Source organism: Methyloversatilis discipulorum (assembly GCF_000527135.1).
Taxonomy (GTDB): Bacteria; Pseudomonadota; Gammaproteobacteria; order Burkholderiales; family Rhodocyclaceae; genus Methyloversatilis; species Methyloversatilis discipulorum.
In genome coordinates, this window is record NZ_AZUP01000001.1 from 3,663,801 (window position 1) to 3,685,540 (window position 21,740).

Below are 21,740 nucleotides of genomic sequence, written 5' to 3' on the forward strand. Positions count from 1 at the left end.
ATGAAACAGATCAGCCACTTCATCAACGGCGAGTTCGTTGCCGGCCGCGAAGGCCGTCGCTTCGACAAGCGCTCGCCGCTGGACAACCGCGTCATCGCCTCGGTCAGCGAAGCGGGACGCGACGAGGTGAATGCCGCGGTCGCCGCTGCGCGCGCCGCGCTCGATGGCCCGTGGGGTCGCATGACGGTGACCGAACGCACCGAACTGCTGTACGCGGTCGCCAATGAGATCAACCGCCGCTTCGACGACTTCGTCGCGGCCGAAGTGGCCGACACCGGCAAGCCGGTCAGCCTGGCCAGCCATCTCGACATTCCGCGCGGTGCGGCCAACTTCAAGATCTTCGCCGACGTGGTCAAGAACGTGCCGGGCGAGTTCTTCGAAATGGCGACGCCGGACGGCCGCGGCGCGATCAATTACGCGCTGCGCCGCCCGGTCGGCGTGGTCGGCGTCGTGTGTCCGTGGAACCTGCCGCTGCTGCTGATGACCTGGAAGGTCGGCCCGGCGCTGGCCTGCGGCAATACCGTGGTGGTGAAGCCGTCGGAAGAGACGCCGCAGACGGCGGCGCTGCTCGGCGAGGTGATGAACGCGGTCGGCGTGCCGCCCGGCGTCTACAACGTGGTGCACGGTTTCGGGCCGGATTCGGCCGGCGAATTCCTGACCACCCACCCGGGCGTCAATGCCATCACCTTCACCGGCGAGACGCGCACCGGCGAAGCCATCATGAAGGCCGCCGCCGGCGGCGCGCGGCCGGTGTCGCTGGAAATGGGCGGCAAGAACCCGGCCATCGTGTTCGCCGACTGCGACTTCGACGCCGCCATCGCCGGCACGCTGCGTTCGGCCTTTGCCAACTGCGGTCAGGTCTGCCTCGGTACCGAGCGCGTCTATGTCGAGCGCCCGCTGTTCGAGCGCTTCGTCGCCGCGCTGAAGCAGGGTGCCGAGGCGTTGGTCATGGGCCGGCCGGAGGACGACGCCACCGGCATGGGCCCGCTGATCTCGGCCGAGCACAAGCAGAAGGTGCTGTCCTATTACCGCCGCGCGGTGGAAGAGGGCGCCACCGTCGTCACCGGCGGCGGCGTACCGGACATGCAGGGCGAACTGGCCAACGGCGCCTGGGTGCAGCCGACGATCTGGACCGGTCTGCCGGAAAGCGCCGCTGTCGTGCGCGAGGAAATTTTCGGGCCCTGCTGTCACATCGCCCCCTTCGACCGCGAAGAGGACGTGATCCGCATGGCCAATGACACGCAGTACGGCCTGGCGGCATCCGTCTGGACATCGGACCTCACCCGTGGCCATCGCGTCGCCGCCTCGCTCGAAACCGGTCTGGTGTGGGTGAACGCCTGGTTCCTGCGCGACCTGCGCACGCCTTTCGGCGGCGCCAAGCAGTCGGGCATCGGCCGCGAAGGCGGCGTGCATTCGCTCGAGTTCTACACCGAGCTGAAGAACGTGTGCGTGAAGCTGTGAGGACCGACGACATGAACGCACCACTGAATCCGGAAATCGCCCGCAGCATCGTCGCCGCCGGCATCAAGACCAACTACCACGACCTGGGCAGCGGCTTTCCGCTGCTCATGCTGCACGGCTCCGGTCCCGGCGTCAGCGCCTGGGCGAACTGGCGGCTGGTGATGCCGCAGCTTGCCGAACGCGCCCGCGTGATCGCGCCGGACATGGCCGGTTTCGGCTACACCGAGCGTCGCCCCGACCTCCGCTACGACATGGACACCTGGGTCGCCCAGGCCGTCGGCATGCTGGATGCGCTCGGCATCGAACAGGCCGATCTGGTGGGCAACAGCTTCGGCGGCGGACTGGCGCTGCAGGTTGCCATCCGTCACCCGCAGCGCATCCGCCGTCTGGTGCTGATGGGCAGCGTCGGCGTGCGCTTCGACATCACGCCGGCGCTCGACGCGGTATGGGGCTACACGCCGTCGATCGAAACCATGCGCGGCCTGCTCGACCTGTTCGCCTACGACCGTTCGCTGGTGAATGACGATCTGGCCAAGCTGCGCTACGAAGCCACCATCCGCCCGGGCTTCCAGGAGTCTTTCGCGTCCATGTTTCCGGCGCCGCGCCAGCGCTGGGTTGATGCCATGGCCAGCAATGTTGAGGACATCAAGGCGCTGCCGCACGAAACGCTGGTGATCCACGGCCGCGAGGACCAGGTCATCCCGCTCGATACCTCGCTCACGCTGGCCCAGTGGATACCGAACGCCCAGCTGCACGTGTACGGCAAGTGCGGCCACTGGACGCAGATCGAGCACGCCGCGCGCTTCGCGCGTCTGGTCGGCGACTTCCTTACTGAATGAGGCCCCCACGCTCACTCCGCTCGCTGCCCCCCACGGGGGCTGCGCTCGCCCCTGGGGCGGCCCGGCGGGCGGCGCGGTGCGGTCGATAACGATATGGAGCAGATGATGATGCAAGCCGACAAGATCCAGCGCTACGGCGACGAGCTGTACGCCGCGCTCACTACCCGCGAAACCGTGGCGCCGCTGACCAGCCGCGAACCGGACATCACGATCGAGGATGCCTACCACATCCAGCAGCGCATGATTGCGCGCCGGCTCGACGCCGGCGAGCGCGTGGTCGGCAAGAAGATCGGCGTTACGTCGAAAGTCGTGCAGAACATGCTGAACGTGCACCAGCCGGACTTCGGCTACCTGCTCGACGGCATGATCTACAACGAGGGCGAGTCGATCGCTGCCAACTCGCTGATCCAGCCGCGCGCCGAGGGCGAGATCGCCTTCATCCTCAAGCACGACATCATGGGCCCCGGCGTCACCGGCGCCGACGTGCTGCGCGCCACCGAGTGCGTGATGCCCTGCTTCGAAATCGTCGATTCGCGCATCACCGACTGGAAGATCCGCATCCAGGACACCGTGGCCGACAACGCATCGTGCGGCGTGTTCGTGCTCGGCGACCGCGCGGTGTCGCCGCGCAATCTCGACCTCGGCCTGTGCGGCATGGTGCTGGAGCTGAACGGCGACATCGTCGGCACCGGCGCCGGTGCCGCCGCCCTCGGCCATCCGGTCAACGCCGTCGTCTGGCTCGCCAACACGCTGGGCCGTCTCGGCATTCCGCTCAAGGCGGGCGAAGTGATCCTGTCCGGTTCGCTCGCCGCCCTCATTCCGGTCAAGGCCGGCGACAGCCTGCGCATCGCCATCGGCGGCCTCGGCGGCTGCTCGGTGCGCTTCGTCTAGGAGTCACTCCATGGCACGCATCGCACCCCTTCCGATCGAGTCCACGCCGGACATGGCGGCCGACTTCGCCTTCTTCGAACGCACGCTGGGCTTCGTGCCGAACAGCCTGCGCACGATGGCCTGGCGGCCGGCGCTGGCGAAGGGCCTGATCGCGTTGAGCCGCGGCGTGTACGACCCGGCGGGCGAGGTCGACCTGGGCTTCAAGCGCCTGGTCGGACACGTCGCCAGCATGGCGGCCGGCTGCCTGTACTGCCGCGCGCACACCGCCACCAGCGCGCTGCGCCACGGTGTCGCCGCGGAAAAGATGGCGGCGGTTGCCGACTACCGGACCAGCCCGCTGTTCTCCGATGCCGAACGCGTGGCGCTCGACTTCGCGCTGGCTGCCGCCAGCCAGCCGAACGACGTGAGCGACGAACTGTTCGCCCGCCTGCGTGCGCACTGGAGCGAAGGCCAGATCGTCGAGCTGCTCGGCGTGATCGCGCTGTTCGGCTTCTTCAACCGCTGGAACGATTCACTGGCAACGACGCTTGAGTCCGAGCCCCTTCAAACCGCCGGCAGCGTGCTCGCGAACACCGGCTGGACGGCCGGCAAGCATGCCGCCGGAGACAAGGACATCCCCGCATGAACAAGATCAAGTGCGCACTGATCGGGCCGGGCAATATCGGCACCGATCTGCTCTACAAGCTCAAGCGCAGCCCGGTGCTGGAACCGGTCTGGATGGTGGGCATCGACCCGGCGTCCGAAGGTCTGGCGCGCGCCCGCGACATGGGCATCAAGACCACCAGCGACGGCGTCGACGGCCTGCTGCCGCACGTCATGGCGGACGGCATACAGATCGCCTTCGACGCCACCAGCGCCTACGTGCATGCCGAGAACTCGCGCAAGCTCAATGCGCTGGGCGTGATGATGATCGACCTCACGCCGGCCGCCATCGGCCCCTTCTGCGTGCCGCCGGTGAATCTGAAGGAACACGTCGGCAAGCGCGAAATGAACGTGAACATGGTCACCTGCGGTGGCCAAGCGACGATCCCGATGGTTGCCGCCGTGAGCCGCGTGCAGAAGGTGAGCTATGGAGAGATCGTCGCCACCGTCTCCAGCCGCTCGGTCGGTCCGGGCACGCGCAAGAACATCGACGAATTCACCCGCACCACCTCGGGCGCCATCGAGCGGGTCGGCGGCGCCGCCAAGGGCAAGGCCATCATCGTGATCAACCCGGCCGAGCCGCCGCTGATCATGCGCGACACCATCCACTGCATCACCGAATCGGCGCCGCGTGCCGCCGAAATCGAGGAATCGGTGCACGACATGATCCGCCAGGTGCAGGCCTACGTGCCCGGTTACCGGCTGGTCAATGGCCCGGTGATCGACATGGACACCCACCGCGTGTCCATCTTCATGGAGGTCGCCGGCCTCGGCGACTACCTGCCGAAGTACGCCGGCAATCTCGACATCATGACCGCCGCCGCCGCGCGCACGGCCGAGATGTTCGCCGAAGAAATCCTGAACGGCTCGCTCTCGCTCGAGCCCGTCCCCGCTTGAGCGCAAAGGACACGACCATGAATCTCAAGGGCAAGAAGGTCACGCTGCACGACAACACGCTGCGCGACGGCATGCATCCGAAGCGCCACCAGATCACGCTGGACCAGATGCTGGCGGTGGCGCGCGGCCTCGACGAGGCGGGCATGCCGCTGATCGAGGTCACCCACGGTGACGGCCTCGGCGGCGCCTCGGTGAACTACGGTTTCCCGTTGCACAGCGACGAGGAGTATCTGAGCACCGTCATCCCGGCGATGAAGAACACCAAGGTGTCGGCGCTGCTGCTGCCGGGCATCGGCACCGTCGATCACCTGCGCATGGCGCACGAACTGGGCGTGCACACGATACGGGTGGCCACCCACTGCACCGAAGCCGACGTGTCGGAACAGCACATCGGTCTGGCGCGCAAGCTGGAGATGGACACCGTGGGCTTCCTGATGATGGCCCACATGATCGAGCCGGACAAACTCGTCGCGCAGGCGAAGCTGATGGAAAGCTACGGCGCCAACTGCGTGTACGTGACCGACTCCGCCGGCTACATGCTGCCGGACGACGTGACGGCGCGCGTCAGCGCGGTGCGCCAAGCGCTGAAGCCTGAAACAGAGATCGGTTTCCACGGCCACCACAACATGTCGATGGGCGTGTCGAACTCGCTGGCGGCGATCGAAGCCGGTGCCAGCCGCATCGACGGCTCGACCAACGGTCTGGGCGCCGGTGCCGGCAACACGCCGCTGGAAGTGTTCGTCGCGGTGGCCAACCGCATGGGCATCGAAACCGGTGTCGACCTTTACCGCATCATGGACGTGGCCGAAGACCTGGTGCTGCCGATGATGGAACACCTGGTGCGTATCGACCGCGATTCGCTGACGCTGGGCTATGCCGGCGTCTATTCCTCCTTCCTGCTGTTCGCCAAGCGCGCTGGCGCCAAGTACGGCATCGCGCCGCGCGACATCCTGATGGAACTGGGCCGCCGCGGCATGGTGGGCGGGCAGGAGGACATGATCGAGGACACAGCGATCACGATGGCGCGCGAGCGCGCCGCTGCTGTGGCGGGGGTCTGAGCGATGAATCTCGACCGCACCACCATCGCGCTGCTCGCCGAGCGCCTCGAAAACTGCGAGCTGGAAGCGCGCGACACCACCAAGATCACCGATGACCACCCGGACATGGACTGGGAGGACGCCTACGCGGTGCAGGACGCGATACGCGCCCGCAAGCTGGCGCGCGGCGCACGCATCGTCGGCCTGAAGGCCGGACTCACCTCGCGCGCCAAGATGAAGCAGATGGGCGTCGAAGACCCGGTATTCGGCTTCCTGGTCGATGACTTCGCGGTCGCCGACGGCGGCGACATCGATACGACGAAGCTCATCCACCCCAAGGTCGAGCCGGAAATCGCCTTCGTCACCAAGGCGCCGCTGAAGGGCCCGGGCTGCCACATCGCCGCCGTGCTCGCCGCCACCGACTTCGTCGTTCCGGCCATCGAAATCATCGATTCGCGCTACCGCGATTTCAAGTTCGACCTGAAGAGCGTGGTCGCCGACAACTGCTCGTCGTCGCGCTTCGTGGTCGGCGGTACCGCGACGCCGGTCGAGGGCCTGGACCTGCGCACGCTGGGCGTGGTGCTGGAAAAGAACGGGCAGCCGGTGGCGCTCGGCGCCGGTGCCGCGGTGCTCGGCCACCCGGCGGCGGCCATCGCCATGCTGGCCAACATGCTGGGCCGGCGCGGCGAAGAGATCCCGGCCGGCACGCTCATCCTGTCCGGCGGCATCACCGAAGCGGTGGCTGTCGCGGCCGGCGACAGCGTGTCGCTGCGCATCCAGTCGCTCGGGGCGACCAGCGTCCGTTTTGTCTGACCGACCTTCGCCCTTCAGGAGAACCGAAAAATGCCATTTGCACAGATCAACATGATCGAAGGTCGCACCGAAGACCAGAAGCGCGCCGTCATCGAGAAGGTGACGCAGGCGCTGGTCGAGGCGGTCGGCGCGCCGCGTGAAACGGTGCGCGTGATGATCGTCGAGGTACCCAGTTCGCATTGGGGAATCGGCGGCGTCAGCGCCAAGGACCGCGGGCGCTAGCCACCCGGCGTCACACCACATACCCGATCGATGACCCGGCCGCAGAGCCGGGCAAGGAGGAGAAATACATGAACCATCACGGATTCAGGGCGCTGGCCGTCTGTGCCGCGCTCACCTCGCTCGCAACCGGCTGCACCCAGGCGCCCGACCTGTCGGCCGCGCGCGCCGAGGCGCAGAAGCCGGTGCAGCGCTACGACGCCATCCAGGCGCTGGCCGCGCACGGCGACAAGGTCGCTGCCGGTACCCGCAGCGGTGCGGTGCTGGTGTCTTCGGACGGCGGCCGCAGCTGGAATCGACAGCCCATCGCCGGGCCGTCGTCGATCACCGGCATGGACGTGTGCCCGGACGGTCGCTTCATTGCCATCGATTTCTACCGGAAGTTATGGACGGCCGACGCCCAGCTGTCCGCCTGGACCGCCCAGCCACTGGAGGCACCGCACACCGCGCTGGCCGTGCACTGCGACCGCCAGGGGCGCTGGTGGGTGGCCGGCAGCGGCGCCCTCATCGTGCGCAGCGACGACCAGGGCAAGACCTGGGCGAAGACCGACCTGCAGGAAGACCTGCAGATCACCACGGTGCGGATGGTCGATGAGCTGAACGGCTTTGCCACCGGCGAATTCGGCACCGTCGTGGTCACCACCGACGGCGGCGCGACCTGGGCGAAGCGCGGCGCGCTGCCCGAGGAGTTCTATCCCTACGCGGCGCTGTTCGTGTCGGCCAGCGAAGGCTGGGTGACCGGACTGGCCGGACAGGTGGTGCACACCACGGACGGCGGCCTCAGCTGGACCGCGCAGGTGAATCGCGCCAACGCGCCGCTGTACCGCATCTTCATGCACGCCGGCGCACCGCACGCGGTCGGCGCCGGCGGCGCGGTGGTGCGTCTGCAGGGCGAGGAATGGGTGGCCGTGGCCTACCCGGACGCCCGACCGGTGCCGCTCGCCGCCGGCACCTCGGTTGCCGCGAACAACACCCTTCTGATCGGCGGGCCGGGTGGCCTGCTGCGTGCCATCGCCGACGGTGGCTCATCCAAACCCGGAGCAGCGAAATGATCGCCCCGATCCGCAAGTCCATCACCCACACGCTGCACAAGGCCGAAGAGTGGATCTTCGCCAATCCGAAGATCGTGCTCAGCCTGATCTTCCTGGTCACGCTGGCCTTCGCCGCCGCGCTGCCCAAGCTGCGCATCTATTCCGACTTCTCCGACCTGCTGCCGCAGGAGCACAGCTACATCCAGACCTACAACCGCATCAAGGAGAACTTCGGCGGCGCCAACATGATCGTGATGGCGATCGAGGTCGAGCAGGGCACGATCTTCAACAACGACACGCTGAAACTGGTGCATGAGGCGACGCAGGGCGTCGACAACCTGCCCAGCGTGAACCACAACCTGGTGTCGTCGCTGACCCACCGCACCGCGCGCAAGGTGTTTCTCAGCCCCGAGGGCAGCTTCGTGTCGCAGCCCTACTACGACCCGGCGAAGACCTATTCGGCCGACGAGCTCGCGCAGATGCAGCGCGACGTGATCGCCAACCCCAACCTGTTCGGCCTGATGGTGTCGCCGGACTTCAAGGCGGCGCTGATCAAGGCGCAGCTCAACGAGAGCGAGCTCGACTACGTCGAAACCTTCGCCGCGCTGCAGAAGGTGCGCGACACGCTGGCGCGCGACGGCCACAAGGTGCACGTGACCGGCAATCCGGTGCTGACCGGCTGGGTCTACACCTATCTCGACCAGATCGTGCAGATCCTGGCGTGGACGCTGGCACTGCTGGCGACGCTGCTGATCGTCTACTTCCGCCGGCTGTACGGCATCGCGCTGCCGCTTCTGGGCATCGCGCTGTCGTCGATCTGGGGCCTCGGCTTCATGGCGCTGGCCGGTATCAACCTCGAACCGCTGTCGCTGCCGATTCCCTTCCTGATCGCGGCCCGCGCCACTTCGCACGGCGTGCAACTGGTGGTGCGCTACTACGAAGAACTGGCCATCGTGAAGAACGGCAGGCAGGCGGCGCGCAACGCGCTCGATGCGCTGTTCCGCCCGGGCTCGCTGGCCATCATCGTCGATGCGGTGGGCATTGCCGTGCTGGTGCTCGGTGCCGCGCCGTTCAACTACAAGCTCGGCCTGGCCGCCGGCTTCTGGGGCTTCTCGGTCATCTTCACTGTGCACTTCATGGTGCCGCTGGCGCTGACCGTGCTGCCGCAGCCGAAGACGATGGAGAACGCTAACGAGGGCGTGCGCAACTTCCTCGGCAACGCGATGGCGCGTACCGGCGGTACCGACGGCGGCGCGCGCGCCATCCTGTTCGCCTCGCTTGCCTGCGTGGTGGTCGGCAGCTGGTACGTGGCCAAGGTGCAGCTCGGCGAGTCCGAGCCGGGCAGCCCGCTGCTGAACCGCGACCACGACTACAACGTGTCGACGGCGGCCATCAACACGCTGTTCCCGGGCTCGGAAGAGCTGCACATCGTCGCCCGCACCGAAGAGAAGGGTGGCATCAAGCGACCCGAGGTGATGCACGCGATCGAGCGCTTCCAGGCGCACATGCTGTCCGATCCGACGCTGGGCGGCGCGCGTGCGCTGCCGGGCGTGGTGCGGGTGGTGAACCAGCTCACCCACAACGACGATCCGCGCTGGGCGCAGATCCCGGATAACGCCGACGAGGTGGGGGGCCTGATGTTCGCCTACATGGCGTCCAGCCCGATTCCGGGTGCGCTGAAGGAGTACATCAGCCCGGACGAGAACGAAGCCAACATGGTGTTCTTCTACAAGGACCACCAGGCGGAAACGATCAACCGGGTGGTCGCGCTTGCGGAGGAGGGCAAGGCGCGCATCGAGGCCGAGGTGCCGGGCCTGAAGATAGAACTGGGCGGCGGCATCATCGGCGTCACCGCGGCGGCCAACCAGGCGCTGCACACCGATCACATGATCATCATTCCGGCGGTGATGCTGCTGGCCTTCTTCCTGGTGATGGCCTATTACCAGTCGCTGCACGCCGGCTGGCTGATGGTGCTGCCCATGCTGTTCGCCACCGTCATGACCTACGCCTATATGGGCTGGGCCAACATCGGCATCAGCGTGAACACGGTGCCGGTGATCGCGGTCGGCGTTGGCGTCGGCATCGACTACGCGGTGTACTTCATGGACCGCATCCGCGAGGAAATGGCGGTCACCCGCAACATCCACCGCGCCGTCGTCAATGCGGTCGCCACCACCGGCTACGCGGTGTCCTTCACCGCCGCGACGCTGATCGCCGGCGTCGTCATGTGGATCTTCATGTCCGACCTGCGCTTCCAGTCGGATGCCGCTGTCCTGCTGTCCTTCATGCTGGTCGTCAATGCGCTGGCCGCGATGCTCATCGTGCCGGCCTGGTGCGTGGTGTTCCGCCCGCACTTCGTGGTGGCCACCCACTACGACGAAGACGGCGTGCTGGAAGAGGACGACGCCCCGCGCGAGGTCGCCCGCGCGGCGGCCTGACCGAAAGCTTCAACCCGCCGGGCGGGTGTCCGTCCGCCCGGCAGCAACCGAGAGAGTCAGCAGTGCGATAGCAGGACAAACAGGAGGAGGACAAGGTGGACACATACAAGAAGAGGAGCCACCTCGCGGCCCGTGTCGGGCTGGGAGGGGTACTGTGCGCACTCGCCGCACTGAACGCGATCGCGCAGGACAATCTGCCCGACCTGGGCAGCAGCAACAGCAAGTGGAAGGTGGACGTCTATTACGAGAACGACACCCGCTTCCGCGGCAAGGACAACACCGAGCGCACGGTCGGGCTGTCGAAGTTCCGCAACACGGTGCAGGTCGAGGCCGACAAGGATCTGGGCAACGGCTGGGAACTGCACGGCGTGCTGCGCGGAACCTGGGACGGCGTCTATCGCCTCAACGACGACCAGTACGGCAAGGAGGCGGGCGGCGCGATCAATCTGGACACCACCGACCCGGCCGGAGCATTCGGCGGCACTCGCTCGACGCCGCACGGCCAGGGCGTGGTCGGCGACAACGGCCTGATCGACACACCCTTCCTCGGTTTCGACCTGAACCGCAATCCGAATGAGGGCCTGCGCGTGCTCGGTGACCGCTGGCACGACGTCGAGGGCGGTGCCGCTTTCGGTGTGCCGGTTCGCCCCTGCGACTACGACAATCGCGGTTGCGCCGACTTCGGCGGTTATGGCGACAAGAAGCGCTCGGAACTGGAATCGCCGGAGTTCAATTCGCGGCTCGACTTCCTGCGCGAAGCCTACGTCAAGAAAACCTTCGCACTGGACGATCAGCGCTCCATCTTCCTGAAGGTGGGCAAGCAGCAGGTGGTGTGGGGCCGCACCGACCTGTTCCGCGTGCTCGACGTGATCAACCCGGTCGACTACTCGCGCAACAACATCTACGACGAGCTGGAAGACATCCGCATCCCGATGTGGATGGTGCAGGCCGAATACCGCATGGGCGGCAGCGAAACCATGCAGGAACGCAACCTGCAGGTGGTGTGGAATTTCGACAAGTTCCGCCCGAACAACCTTGGCCAGTGCGGCACCGCCAACGTCATCCTGGATGCAGGCTGCTTCTTCCGCGGCATGAAGAACCTGTGGGACAACGGCGGCACGGTGGCCAACTTCGCCAACATTCCGGGCGTGCCTGGCTCCTATCTGGCCACCGACTTCGGCCCCGGCCAGATCGGTCTGGACGAGGTTCATCTGCCGGGCTGGAAGCTCAAGAACACGCAGCTGGGCGTGAAGTACGAAGGCGTTACACAAGGCGGCCTGTCCTTCTCGCTCAATGCGCTGACCTACCGTTCGCAGCTGCCCAGCCTGCGTGGCGGCAAGCGCGGCACCAACGGCTTCACCGGACAGTTCCAGAACGCCTGGCCCTACCTGATCTCGTTCGACATGCACTTCCCGCGAGTGAACCTGATCGGCGGCTCGATGGACTTCGAATGGGAAGCCGCCAACGCGGCGGTACGCATTGAGGCGGCGCTGACCGACGGCGAGGAATTCGCCAACACGTCCAAGCCCGAGCTGTATTCGGAGAACAACGTGTTCCGCGCGGTGATCGGCATCGACCGGCCGACCTTCATTCCCTTCATCAATCCGCGCCGGACCACGCTCATTTCCGGTCAGCTGTTCTACCAGCACATTTTCAACCACGATCTGAAGCGTGGTCCGATGGGCGGCCTGATGGGCATTCCGGACTGGGAGGACAACGTGATCGGCACGCTGCTGATCAAGGCCTTCCTGAAGAACGACCGCCTGAGTCCGCAGATCATCTTCGCCCACGACTTCCGCGCGCAGGCGACGGTTGCCGCGCCGCAGGTCGAATGGCTGCTCAGCGACAACCTGAAGTTCGCCATCGGCGCCAACGTGAAGCTGGGCAGCAACAACGACCGCTACAAGTTCGACGACTGCCGGGCCTGCAACCCGTGGCCGCCCAATACCTCGGGCAACTACGGCGGCAATCCGCTCGAAGCCTACTCGCGCGGCCTCGCCGGGCTGGAACCGCTGGGCCGCTTCCGCGCCGGCCCGATCGGCGCCGCCTGGGCCGAAGACGAAATCTACGCAACCCTCCGCTACAAGTTCTGACCATCCACCGCAGTGCCGGGGCGCGCGCCCCGGCTTCACAGGAGACGCACGCAATGAACAAGCTACTCGCCGCCGGCCTGCTCGCAGCCGGACTGTGCACCCAGGTCTTCGCCGCCAGCGAAGCCGATGTCGAAAGCGCTTTCGAGCCGTACAAGAAGGGCTTTCCGACCTTCCCCGGCCTCAGTGCCGGCATGACCATCAACAAGGACAACGTCGACCAGTTCAAGGACGCTCTGGACGCCGGCATGTACATGGTGATCAAGAACGGCTGGTACCAGATCAAGGTCGGCGAGACGCTGAGCTTTCCGAACCCCAAGGGCTATGTCGAGGCCACCCGCAAGAACCTGAACAAGACCAAGCTGGGCGCCAAGACGGGCGAAATCGAAGGCTTCGCCGGCGGCCGTCCCTTCCCGGAAGAGCCGAGCACTTCCGACCCGCGCGCCGGCGAGAAGGTGGCGTGGAACTTCAAGTACGGCGCGAACTGGGGCGACAACGCCGCCATCCACCCGTTCTACTGGAAGTACCGCAACATGACGACCGGCCAGCTCGAGCGGACGCTGAAGTTCAACTTCTTCTTCCTGAACTTCAAACACCGTACCGACCACGCGCCGACGCCTGAAGTAACGCCGAACGCAGCCAACCTCTATCGCGCCATCTACGCCCAGGTGCTGGAGCCGCAGGATCTGAAGAACACGCAGCTGCTCATCCAGAAGTACGAGGACGACACCAAGTTCGACGATGCCTACCTCTACCTCGGCTTCCAGCGCCGCGTGCGCCGGCTGGCGGCAGGGCAGGTGACCGATTCCTTCCTCGGCTCCGACCTGATGATCGAGGACTTCGAAGGCTATGAAAGCCGTGTGTCCGACATGCAGTGGAAATTCGTCGGCACGAAGAACCTGCTGATGCCCTACTACAAGCACAACGACATGAAGCTGTCGGACGAATTCAAGGAAGAGGACGGCTACAAGTACGTGAGCTTCACCGGCCAGGGCGAGTGCTTCCCCGACATCACCTGGCAGTTGCGCAAGGTGCACGTCGTCGAGGCGGTGCCGGTCAACAGCAACCATCCGGTCGGCAAGCGCATCATGCATTTCGACGCCCAGGTCTATGGCGCGTCGCGCACGCTGGTGTATGACCGCAAGGGCGAACTGTGGAAGAGCTGGACCATCGGCAAGGCCCACCCGGACTTCCACCTGCCGATCAACAAGGGCACCGGTGTCGCGCTCGACGACTCCTTCTCGATGGTGGACGTGCAGGCCAAGCACTGCACGACCGGCCAGTTCAAGGGCAAGGTCGATCCCAAGCTGAGCCCGGCCAACCTGTTCCAGGTGCAGAACATGCGCGGCGGCAACTGACGCCCGCCCCCTCACGCGTGTCCGCGTGAGGCCAACGATGGTGTGAGCGGTACTCCTCGTTCCCGGTCAGCCGGGACACGCCCCGACACGGACCCCCCGTGTCGGGGCTTTTTTTCGCCCTTGCCGCTTGCGGCGACAGCGAACTCGCCGGCGCCGTTTCGGCATTTGAAGAATTCCGGATTTCCGATATCCGGAAAGCGGTACGGGCGGCCCCCGAGTCAGCGCGTCGGTTTCAAAACACTTTCATCGAATCAATGGCTTGGCGGTTCAAAACCGCTTGGCACAGTCGTTGCAAATCCGGAGTCTGCGCGGCGCTGAACCCGCGCACCACAAGAATATCCGGAGGAAGAATGCAGCATTGTCCGCATGGCGCGCGCCCGTCGCCCGCCCACAGCGAAGGCGCCGACGCATGAGCGCGCCGAACATCCCGGTCGTCGTCACCCGCCACGCGCGCGTCGCCGACGACATTGCCCACATCGTGCTCGAATCGCCGGCCGGTACGCCGCTGCCGGCCTTCACCGCTGGCGCTCACATTGACGTCGAACTGCCGAACGGTCTGGTGCGCCAGTACTCGCTGCTCGGCGACCCGGCGCAGACGCGGCAGTACGAACTGGGCGTGCTGCGCGAAGCGGCCGGCCGCGGCGGCTCGCGCAGCGCGCACGACGATCTGCGTGCCGGCATGCAGCTGCGCATCGGCGCACCGCGCAACCTGTTCGCGCTGGTGCCGGCGCGCCGGTCGCTGCTGTTCGCCGGCGGCATCGGCATCACGCCCATGCTGGCGATGGCGCAGCAGCTGGCGCACGGGCAGGCCGATTTCACGTTGCACTACTGCGCTCGCTCGCCGGCGCGCGCCGCCTTCCTCGACCGGCTGCGCGACGCGCATTGGGCCGACCGCGTACGCCTGCATTTCGACGACGGCGACCCGCGGCAGAAGCTGGACGCCGCTGCCGTGCTGGCCGCACCGGCGCCGGACACCCACCTCTACGTCTGCGGGCCGACAGGCTTCATGGATCACGTGATCGGCAGCGCCCGTGCGGCCGGCTGGGCCGACGCGAACATCCACGCCGAATCCTTCGCTGCGACCGACGGCGCGCGCAGCGGCGACCAGGGCTTCGCCGTGCAGCTCGCACGCAGCGGCCGCGTCGTGCCGGTGGCCGCCGGGCAGACCGTGGTCGCCGCACTCGCCGCGCACGGCGTCGAAGTGCCGCTGTCCTGCGAGCAGGGCATCTGCGGCACCTGCGTCACCCGCGTGCTGGAGGGCGAGCCGGATCACCGCGACATGTATTTCAGCGACGCCGAGCGGGCGGCGAACGACTGCTTCACGCCCTGCTGTTCGCGCTCGAAATCCGCCGTGCTGGTGCTCGATCTCTGATCGCCACCTGCCGGCCTGCAGGACCGCCCGGTGTCCGCCGGGCGCATCACGACAAGACGGAGGAGACAACAAGATGGAAACGAAGGCACTGGAGAAGAAGGTCGAGTTCCTGAAGGACTGCTGGTACGTCGCGGCGCTGTCGAGCGAGGTGCCGGCCGAGGGCATGTTCCACCGCCGGATACTCGACACCTCGGTGCTCATCTACCGCAAGGCCGATGGCGCGCCGGTGGCGCTGCACGACCGCTGTCCGCACCGCTTCGCGCCGCTGCACCTGGGCAAGCGCATCGGCGACGACGTGGTGTGCGCCTACCACGCGCTGCGCTTCGACTGCAGCGGCGCCTGCACGCACAACCCGCACGGCAATGGCCTGATCCCGAAGGCGGCGAAGGTGCGCAGCTTTCCGCTGCTGGAGAAGTACGGCTTCGTGTGGATCTGGATGGGCGACGCCGCACTGGCCGACCCGACCCGGCTGCCGGACTTCGGACCGCTGGACGAGGGGCATCCAAACGCGCTGGCGCATACCTATATGCGCATGGACGTGAACTATGAGCTCATCATCGACAACGTGATGGACCTGAGTCACATCGACCATGTGCACAGCGAAATCATCAGCACCCGCGGCCAGCTGTCACCGCTGGTGCCGGCGGTGAAGGAGGGCGCGGACAGCGTGAATGCGCGCTGGCAGTGGTCGCAGACGCCGGCCATGCTCATCTTCGCGAACTTCCTGCCTGACCCGGCCGCACCGGCGCGGCATTTTTTCGACATCACCTGGACGCCACCGGCGAACATCCAGCTGTCGGTCGGCGCCATCCAGGGCGAGGGGCCGCTGGATCTCGATCACTGCACCGGCCAGTACGACCTGCATACCTGCACGCCCGAGTCGGCGACGAAGACGCACTACTACTTCGCTACCCGGCGCAATCACGACGTGGAGAACGCCGAATACAACGCGATGAAGATACGTGCCATGCACGCCGCCTTCGAGAACGAGGACGGCCCGGTCATCCAGGCGACGCAGGATGAAATGGGCACGACCGACTTCTTCTCTCTGAACCCGGTGCTGATGAGCAATGACATCGCCGCTGTGCGCGTGCGCAAGCTGCTGACGAAGCTGATCGACGCCGAGCGCAACGGCGCGCTGCGCGCAGTCGGCTGAAGCGGGGTACCACGCGGCTACGCGCTGGAAATCGCCGGCGATCGCCCTCATCTGACCGGAACGACTTTTCGGCCGTCACGATTCCATGTCATCGTGACGGCCGAAATTCATACCGGAGAAGCGCGTGACCGAATTGCTGGCCCATTACGGGCTGTGGCTGATTTTCCTGGTGGTGCTGGCGGAACAGCTGGGCCTGCCGATACCGGCGATGCCGCTGGTCATGCTGGCTGGCGCACGGGTGGCCGACGAGCCGATGTACGGCGTGTTCGCGCTGCTGGTGGCGGTGGCCGCATCCTCCCTAGGCGATGTCGCCTGGTATCTCGCCGGCAGGTTGCAGGGGCACCGCGTGCTGCGCCTGCTGTGCCGCATTTCGCTGTCGCCCGATACCTGCGTGCGGCAGAGCGAATCGACCTTCACCCGCTACGGCATCGCCACGCTGGTGATCGCCAAATTCGTGCCCGGTTTGTCGACGATCGCGCCGCCGCTCGCTGGCGCGCTCGGCATGCGGCCGTCCGCCTTCATGCTGTTCAACACGCTGGGCGCCGTGCTGTGGGCTGGCGCCGCGCTGGTGATCGGCCTGCTGTTCGCGACGCAGATCGAAGCGGTACTCGATGCGCTGGCCGAACTGGGGGCCTACGCCGCGGCGCTGGTCGGCGTGCTGCTGGCGCTCTACATCGGCTGGCGCTGGCTGGAGCGGCGTCGCGCGCTGCGCCAGCTGCAGTCGGAGCGACTGGCGCCGGAAGAGCTGCTGGCCATGCTGGACCGCGGCGACCTGGTCACGGTGGTCGATGTGCGCTCGGGCCTCATCGTCGATGCCGAGCCGGTGCGCATTCCCGGCGCGCTGAGCATCACGCTGGAACAGATCGACGCGCACGCTCACCGCCTGCCGAAGGACGGCGTGCTGGTGACTTATTGCGCCTGCCCGAACGACGTGTCGGCGGTGCGCGCTGCGCTCAAGCTGCACGCCGCCGGCCTCCGGCACGCCCGACCGCTGCGTGGCGGCATCGAGGGCTGGCAGGCGGCGGGGTATCGGGTGGAGGTGACAGGCGTCTCGTCGCTGTCTGACGGCGGCGTGCTTGCTGGCGACAGCAGCTCTTGAAACGAAGGCACGGTTCGCGACAGCCCTGTCGCGGCCAAGGCCGTTCCCCCAGGACGCACGCCTGATCCGTGGTCGGAGCCGGGGTTCTGTGGGAGGGGGCTTCTGACCCCGACTGCAGCGTGAATCGAAGCCGGCGGAGTGCCTTGGCCGCATCGCGGCCAAGGCCGCTCCCACGGGAACAGACCTGATAAGCCGCTACGGCCAGGCTTTGGTGGGAGCGAGCTTGCTCGCGATGGCAGCCTGAAGCGAAGCCGCGGCCCGTTGAAGCCGCATCGCGACCAGAGGTCGCTCCCACAAGAACCGAATCAGCTCGACCAGCGGCGCGGCATCAGGCGGGCCCTGTCTCCCGCTTCTTCGCGCGGTACTCGAACTGCCCCCGCCTCAAGCCGAGCAGGCGGGCAGCGGCTGACAGGTTGCCGCCGGTGCGCGTCATCGCGTGGTCGAGCAGGCGCTGTTCCAGTTCGTCGAAACGCAGGCCGGCGTCGACCAGTGACGCAATGTGCGCATCCACACCGTCCGGCGGTGCGTCGGATGATGAAGTCGTGGTCTCGGCTGCGCGCGTGAGCCGGCCGCCGGCCGACAGGTTGAACATCGGCTGGGTCAGTCGCTCGCCGCCGGAAAAGAGATGCTGCACGTCCAGATTGCCGCCGTCGTCGGCGAGGATGACCGCGCGCTCGACGATGTTCTCCAGTTCGCGCACATTGCCCGGCCAGTCGTAGGCCCACAGCGCTTCCGCGGCGCGCTGGGTGAGGCCGGCGATGTGCTTGCCGAAACGTTTGGCGTAGCGCTCGACGAACACGTTGAGCATCAGCGGAATGTCCTCACGCCGCTCGCGCAAAGGCGGAATCTCGATCGGGAACACGTTGAGGCGGAAGAACAGGTCTTCGCGGAAGCGCCCGGCCGCCACCTCGGCGCGCAGGTCGCGGTTGGCAGCGGCGACGATGCGCACATCGACTGGCCGCACCCGGGTGTCGCCGACCCGCTCGACCTCGCCTTCCTGCAGCGCGCGCAGCAGCTTGCCCTGGGCCGGCATCGGCAGGCTGCTGATTTCGTCGAGGAAGAGGGTGCCGCCGTGGGCGCGCTCGAACTTGCCGGGCCGCGACGCGTGGGCGCCGGTGAAGGCGCCGCGTTCGACGCCGAACAGTTCGGCTTCCACCAGTTCGGCCGGAATGGCGGCGCAGTTCACGCCGATGAAAGGCCCTTTCGCGCGCGGGCCGATGGCGTGCAGCGTTTTCGAGAAGCGCTCCTTGCCGACGCCGCTTTCTCCCAGCAGCAGCACGGTGGCGTCGGTCGGCGCGACGCGACGTATCAGGTGGGCAACGGCGTTGAAGCCGGCCGAGGCGCCGACCAGATCGGGCAGTCCCGAGCCGGCGCCATCGCCCGCAGGCTGGCGACCGCGCGGCGCCGACACGAATTCCTCGATGCGCAGGAAGCGCAAATCGTCGGCGCTGTCCTCGCACTCCTCCAGCGGGCGGCCGATCACGCGGCAGCGCGCGTGGCCCATCGCGACGCACTCCAGCTCGCGCCACAGAATGGGCCGGCCCATCATGGTCGTGGTGAAGCCGCTGGCGTAGCCGGTCATCATCCAGCAGGCCGGCGATCCGCTGATGCCGAAGTGCTTCAGATGCGCCTCGGCCTCCCACGACGCCTGCCAGTAGTAGTCGCCCCAGAACTCGCCGCTGTCGGTGTTGAACTGCATGCGTTCGACCGCCTGATTGCGCACGAAGCCTTCGATCTCGCGCAGGCGCGGCCCGAGCGCCAGCGTGCGCGTCAGGTCGCCGCCTTCGGTTTCGCGCAGGCAGCGCGCGTCCTCGACGCCCTGCTGATAGCCCATGCGGGTGAACAGCTCGCGCGTGCGCTCCAGTCCCAGCCGTTCGACCAGTTCGTGCCGCAGCGCGGCGACCGAAAAGCCGTGCATCAGCAGCATGCGCTGGTCGAACAGCAGGATATGGCCGCTGTCCGGCGCGAAATGGACGTTCTTCGCCAGCGTGCGGTCGTCGATGGCGTCGGTGATGGCGGTCAGCGGGCCGCGGGAGGGACGGGGCATGGCGGATTCCAGTCGTCGGTTTGCCGGAAAAGCCGCAGGCGGCGGCGAGTACGGTTTCGTCAAATCATGAAATCAGCGCCCGAAAATGTCGAGATTTTTATTGAATCTTCGAATAAACAGGGGCTTGTCCGGGGTGCGACGACTGGTACGGCGATTGCACTGTCTGCGTGCCCGGTCACGAACCGGGCCACGACAAACAGATGGAGGATGGAGATATGCCGATGACCGGCGTGCTGCGCCCGGGCCATGTCGCGCTACGCGTGACCGACCTGGATGCCGCGGTGAAGCATTACGGAGAAGTGCTGGGCCTGATCGAAACCGGACGCGATGCGCAAGGTCGCGTGTACTTCAAGGCCTGGGATGAACACGATCACCACAGCGTGGTGCTGCGCAAGGCGGACGCGCCGGGCATGGACTACATGGGCTTCCGTGTGGACAGCGAGGCGACGCTGGACAGGCTGGCGGCGGAGGTGGAAGGCAGCCGGCTGGCGACCGATCTGCAGTGGATTCCCGCCGGCGAACATCTGCACACCGGCCGCCGCTTCCGCTTCACGGTGCCGACCGGGCACGCGATCGAGCTGTTCGCGAGCAAGGACAAGGTGGGCAACGGCCTGCCGGACGTGAATCCGGACCCGTGGCCGGATGGCCTGATCGGTATACAGCCGACCCGCTTCGACCACTGCCTGCTGTACGGCGACGACGTCGATGGCACCGTCAAGCTGTTCACCGAAGTGCTGGGTTTCAAGATGGCGGAACAGGTGATGGCCGGCGACGCACTGGTCGGTGCCTTCCTGACCTGTTCAACGAAACCGCACGACATCGCCTTCATCCGCAACCCCGAGAAGGGGCGCTTCCATCACTGCTCCTTCATCCTCGACACATGGAATGACGTGCTGCGCGCGGCGGACATCATTTCGCGCAAGGACGTGTCGCTGGACATCGGCCCGACGCGCCACGGCATCACGCGCGGCGCCACCATCTACTTCTTCGATCCGTCGGGCAACCGCAACGAGGTGTTCGCCGGCGGCTACATCCACTATCCGGACAAGCCGGTCATCACGTGGAAGGTGGAAGACCTCGGGCGCGCCATCTTCTATCACGACCGCAAGCTGAACGAGGCCTTCCTGAACGTGCACACCTGAGCGGCTATCTGCGCTCCGGCCGGTCGGTGAGGCCCTGGATGTCGCGCCGGGGGTAGCCCTCGGCGCGTATCCGCGTCCATACCGCGCGCTTCTCGTCCGGCGTCATGAACACCCAGTTCGCCACTTCCATCACGGTGCGGCCGCAGCCGCGGCACACCTCGTCGAACAGCGTGCTGCAGATGGCGACGCAGGGCGTGTCCGGCTCGTCGGCCGGCGACTGCTCGCTCATTGCATCAGGCCGGCAACGAAGGCATCGAGCTTGCGCGCATCGACGTCGAAGCGGCGAATGCCGTCCGACAGCTTTTCGACCGCCATCGCGTCCTCGTTGTGCAGCCATTGATAGGCTTTCTGGTCGAGCAGGACGCGCTCGGCCGGCGTCGTGCGCGTCGGGTCGAGCCGGCGCTCCAGTTCGCCGGGCAGGGCGGCCATCTGGTCCAGCAGGTCGGGGGCGATGGTGAGCAGGTCGCAGCCGGCCAGCGCCTCGACCTGACCCACCTTGCGGAAGCTCGCGCCCATCACTTCGGTGTGGTAGCCGTGCTGCTTGTAGTAGTTGTAGATGCGGGTGACCGACGCGACGCCCGGGTCCTGGTCCAGCGGAATGTCGGCCACCTTCTGCTGCGCGCAGTGCCAGTCGTAGATGCGACCGACGAAGGGCGAGATCAGCGTGACGCCGGCGTCGGCGCAGGCGATGGCCTGGGCCATGCCGAACAGCAGCGTGAGGTTGCAGTGGATGCCGTCACGCTCCAGCTTTTCGGCTGCGCGCACCCCTTCCCAGGTGGTGGCGAGCTTGATCAGCACGCGGCTGCGTGAAATGCCGGCCGCTTCGTACAGCGCGATCAGGTGGCGCGCCTTGGCGATGCTCGCCTCGGTGTCGAAGCTCAGGCGCGGATCGACCTCGGTCGACACCCGGCCGGGCACGTGCTTCAGGATTTCGCAGCCGAAGGCCACGAACAGCCGGTCGATCGCGCCGTGCAGGTCTTCGCCGGCCGCCTTCGCCTGCGCCAGCGCGCCGTCCAGGAGCGGCCGGTAGCGCGCGTCCTGCGCCGACTTCAGCAACAGCGACGGGTTGGTGGTGGCGTCCTGTGGCTTAAGCCGGGCGATGGATTCGATGTCGCCGGTGTCGGCGACGACAATGGAATGCTGTTTCAGCGATTCGAGATGGGTCGTCATGGGGGCTCCGTCGGGGATCGGGTCCGGTGCGGTGTTCA

General features: G+C 66.7%; 19 protein-coding genes. 16 read left to right on the plus strand and 3 right to left on the minus strand.

What is annotated here, in order from left to right:
* The 15 genes from METFAM1_RS0117160 to METFAM1_RS0117235 all read left to right on the plus strand — a co-directional run bounded on the left by METFAM1_RS0117160 (window position 1) and on the right by METFAM1_RS0117235 (window position 17,343).
* Complete coding sequence (locus METFAM1_RS0117160) at window positions 1-1,461, plus strand: 2-hydroxymuconic semialdehyde dehydrogenase (RefSeq protein WP_019916682.1); 1,461 nt, start codon at window positions 1-3, stop codon at window positions 1,459-1,461.
* Window positions 1,462-1,472: 11 nt separating this feature from the next.
* Window positions 1,473-2,300: an alpha/beta fold hydrolase gene (locus tag METFAM1_RS0117165; RefSeq protein WP_024300799.1), complete on the plus strand. Its 828-nt coding sequence runs from the start codon at window positions 1,473-1,475 to the stop codon at window positions 2,298-2,300.
* Between the two features lie 105 nt (window positions 2,301-2,405).
* Window positions 2,406-3,191, plus strand: coding sequence for a 2-oxopent-4-enoate hydratase (gene dmpE, locus METFAM1_RS0117170; protein ID WP_081627212.1), 786 nt, complete (start codon window positions 2,406-2,408; stop codon window positions 3,189-3,191).
* A gap of 10 nt (window positions 3,192-3,201) precedes the next feature.
* Window positions 3,202-3,816, plus strand: coding sequence for a carboxymuconolactone decarboxylase family protein (locus METFAM1_RS0117175; RefSeq protein WP_019916685.1), 615 nt, complete (start codon window positions 3,202-3,204; stop codon window positions 3,814-3,816).
* Complete coding sequence (locus METFAM1_RS0117180) at window positions 3,813-4,730, plus strand: acetaldehyde dehydrogenase (acetylating) (protein ID WP_019916686.1); 918 nt, start codon at window positions 3,813-3,815, stop codon at window positions 4,728-4,730. Before METFAM1_RS0117175 ends, METFAM1_RS0117180 begins: the two co-directional genes overlap by 4 nt.
* Window positions 4,731-4,747: 17 nt before the next feature.
* The gene (gene dmpG, locus METFAM1_RS0117185) at window positions 4,748-5,788 is read left to right on the plus strand and encodes a 4-hydroxy-2-oxovalerate aldolase (protein ID WP_024300801.1); all 1,041 of its coding nucleotides are present in this window, start codon (window positions 4,748-4,750) and stop codon (window positions 5,786-5,788) included.
* Between the two features lie 3 nt (window positions 5,789-5,791).
* The gene (dmpH, locus tag METFAM1_RS0117190) at window positions 5,792-6,580 is read left to right on the plus strand and encodes a 2-oxo-3-hexenedioate decarboxylase (RefSeq protein WP_019916688.1); all 789 of its coding nucleotides are present in this window, start codon (window positions 5,792-5,794) and stop codon (window positions 6,578-6,580) included.
* A gap of 30 nt (window positions 6,581-6,610) precedes the next feature.
* Window positions 6,611-6,802: a 4-oxalocrotonate tautomerase gene (locus METFAM1_RS0117195; RefSeq protein WP_019916689.1), complete on the plus strand. Its 192-nt coding sequence runs from the start codon at window positions 6,611-6,613 to the stop codon at window positions 6,800-6,802.
* Between the two features lie 68 nt (window positions 6,803-6,870).
* Window positions 6,871-7,851 carry a WD40/YVTN/BNR-like repeat-containing protein gene (locus METFAM1_RS0117200; RefSeq protein ID WP_019916690.1) on the plus strand — a complete coding sequence of 327 codons (981 nt, stop codon included), beginning with the start codon at window positions 6,871-6,873 and terminating at the stop codon, window positions 7,849-7,851.
* Window positions 7,848-10,268: an efflux RND transporter permease subunit gene (locus METFAM1_RS0117205; protein ID WP_019916691.1), complete on the plus strand. Its 2,421-nt coding sequence runs from the start codon at window positions 7,848-7,850 to the stop codon at window positions 10,266-10,268. The genes METFAM1_RS0117200 and METFAM1_RS0117205 overlap by 4 nt, the downstream gene beginning before the upstream one ends.
* A gap of 95 nt (window positions 10,269-10,363) precedes the next feature.
* Entirely contained in the window at window positions 10,364-12,361 is a 1,998-nt protein-coding gene (locus METFAM1_RS0117210; RefSeq protein WP_019916692.1) for a DUF1302 family protein, read from the plus strand.
* A gap of 53 nt (window positions 12,362-12,414) precedes the next feature.
* Complete coding sequence (locus METFAM1_RS0117215; RefSeq protein ID WP_019916693.1) at window positions 12,415-13,716, plus strand: DUF1329 domain-containing protein; 1,302 nt, start codon at window positions 12,415-12,417, stop codon at window positions 13,714-13,716.
* Between the two features lie 409 nt (window positions 13,717-14,125).
* On the plus strand, window positions 14,126-15,088 hold the full coding sequence (locus tag METFAM1_RS0117225) for a PDR/VanB family oxidoreductase (RefSeq protein WP_019916694.1): 963 nt from the start codon (window positions 14,126-14,128) through the stop codon (window positions 15,086-15,088).
* Between the two features lie 73 nt (window positions 15,089-15,161).
* A complete protein-coding gene (locus METFAM1_RS0117230; RefSeq protein WP_019916695.1) occupies window positions 15,162-16,244 on the plus strand; it encodes a Rieske 2Fe-2S domain-containing protein in 1,083 nt (360 codons plus the stop codon).
* A 124-nt stretch (window positions 16,245-16,368) separates the two neighbouring features.
* Window positions 16,369-17,343 (plus strand): VTT domain-containing protein, encoded by a 975-nt coding sequence (locus tag METFAM1_RS0117235; protein ID WP_019916696.1) that lies wholly within the window; start codon window positions 16,369-16,371, stop codon window positions 17,341-17,343.
* 328 nt (window positions 17,344-17,671) lie between these two features.
* On the opposite strand, the gene METFAM1_RS0117240 is transcribed toward METFAM1_RS0117235, so the two are convergent.
* Complete coding sequence (locus METFAM1_RS0117240; RefSeq protein ID WP_019916697.1) at window positions 17,672-19,390, minus strand: sigma-54-dependent Fis family transcriptional regulator; 1,719 nt, start codon at window positions 19,388-19,390, stop codon at window positions 17,672-17,674.
* 215 nt (window positions 19,391-19,605) lie between these two features.
* Here METFAM1_RS0117240 and METFAM1_RS0117245 point away from each other — a divergent pair, with 215 nt between their 5' ends.
* Window positions 19,606-20,532: a catechol 2,3-dioxygenase gene (locus tag METFAM1_RS0117245; RefSeq protein WP_024300803.1), complete on the plus strand. Its 927-nt coding sequence runs from the start codon at window positions 19,606-19,608 to the stop codon at window positions 20,530-20,532.
* A gap of 4 nt (window positions 20,533-20,536) precedes the next feature.
* On the opposite strand, the gene METFAM1_RS0117250 is transcribed toward METFAM1_RS0117245, so the two are convergent.
* Window positions 20,537-20,761 carry a DUF1289 domain-containing protein gene (locus tag METFAM1_RS0117250; protein WP_019916699.1) on the minus strand — a complete coding sequence of 75 codons (225 nt, stop codon included), beginning with the start codon at window positions 20,759-20,761 and terminating at the stop codon, window positions 20,537-20,539.
* Complete coding sequence (gene tal, locus METFAM1_RS0117255) at window positions 20,758-21,702, minus strand: transaldolase (RefSeq protein WP_019916700.1); 945 nt, start codon at window positions 21,700-21,702, stop codon at window positions 20,758-20,760. Before tal ends, METFAM1_RS0117250 begins: the two co-directional genes overlap by 4 nt.
* Window positions 21,703-21,740: the final 38 nt, after the last annotated feature.

Coding starts and splice junctions, on each gene's coding strand:
- METFAM1_RS0117205 (WP_019916691.1), top strand. CDS start 7,848: ATGATCGCCCCGATCCGCAAGTCCATCACCCACACGCTGCACAAGGCC.
- tal (WP_019916700.1), bottom strand. CDS start 21,702: ATGACGACCCATCTCGAATCGCTGAAACAGCATTCCATTGTCGTCGCC.
- METFAM1_RS0117165 (WP_024300799.1), top strand. CDS start 1,473: ATGAACGCACCACTGAATCCGGAAATCGCCCGCAGCATCGTCGCCGCC.
- METFAM1_RS0117195 (WP_019916689.1), top strand. CDS start 6,611: ATGCCATTTGCACAGATCAACATGATCGAAGGTCGCACCGAAGACCAG.
- METFAM1_RS0117225 (WP_019916694.1), top strand. CDS start 14,126: ATGAGCGCGCCGAACATCCCGGTCGTCGTCACCCGCCACGCGCGCGTC.
- METFAM1_RS0117175 (WP_019916685.1), top strand. CDS start 3,202: ATGGCACGCATCGCACCCCTTCCGATCGAGTCCACGCCGGACATGGCG.
- METFAM1_RS0117250 (WP_019916699.1), bottom strand. CDS start 20,761: ATGAGCGAGCAGTCGCCGGCCGACGAGCCGGACACGCCCTGCGTCGCC.
- METFAM1_RS0117215 (WP_019916693.1), top strand. CDS start 12,415: ATGAACAAGCTACTCGCCGCCGGCCTGCTCGCAGCCGGACTGTGCACC.
- METFAM1_RS0117245 (WP_024300803.1), top strand. CDS start 19,606: ATGCCGATGACCGGCGTGCTGCGCCCGGGCCATGTCGCGCTACGCGTG.
- METFAM1_RS0117200 (WP_019916690.1), top strand. CDS start 6,871: ATGAACCATCACGGATTCAGGGCGCTGGCCGTCTGTGCCGCGCTCACC.
- dmpE (WP_081627212.1), top strand. CDS start 2,406: ATGATGCAAGCCGACAAGATCCAGCGCTACGGCGACGAGCTGTACGCC.
- METFAM1_RS0117230 (WP_019916695.1), top strand. CDS start 15,162: ATGGAAACGAAGGCACTGGAGAAGAAGGTCGAGTTCCTGAAGGACTGC.
- METFAM1_RS0117160 (WP_019916682.1), top strand. CDS start 1: ATGAAACAGATCAGCCACTTCATCAACGGCGAGTTCGTTGCCGGCCGC.
- dmpH (WP_019916688.1), top strand. CDS start 5,792: ATGAATCTCGACCGCACCACCATCGCGCTGCTCGCCGAGCGCCTCGAA.
- dmpG (WP_024300801.1), top strand. CDS start 4,748: ATGAATCTCAAGGGCAAGAAGGTCACGCTGCACGACAACACGCTGCGC.
- METFAM1_RS0117180 (WP_019916686.1), top strand. CDS start 3,813: ATGAACAAGATCAAGTGCGCACTGATCGGGCCGGGCAATATCGGCACC.
- METFAM1_RS0117240 (WP_019916697.1), bottom strand. CDS start 19,390: ATGCCCCGTCCCTCCCGCGGCCCGCTGACCGCCATCACCGACGCCATC.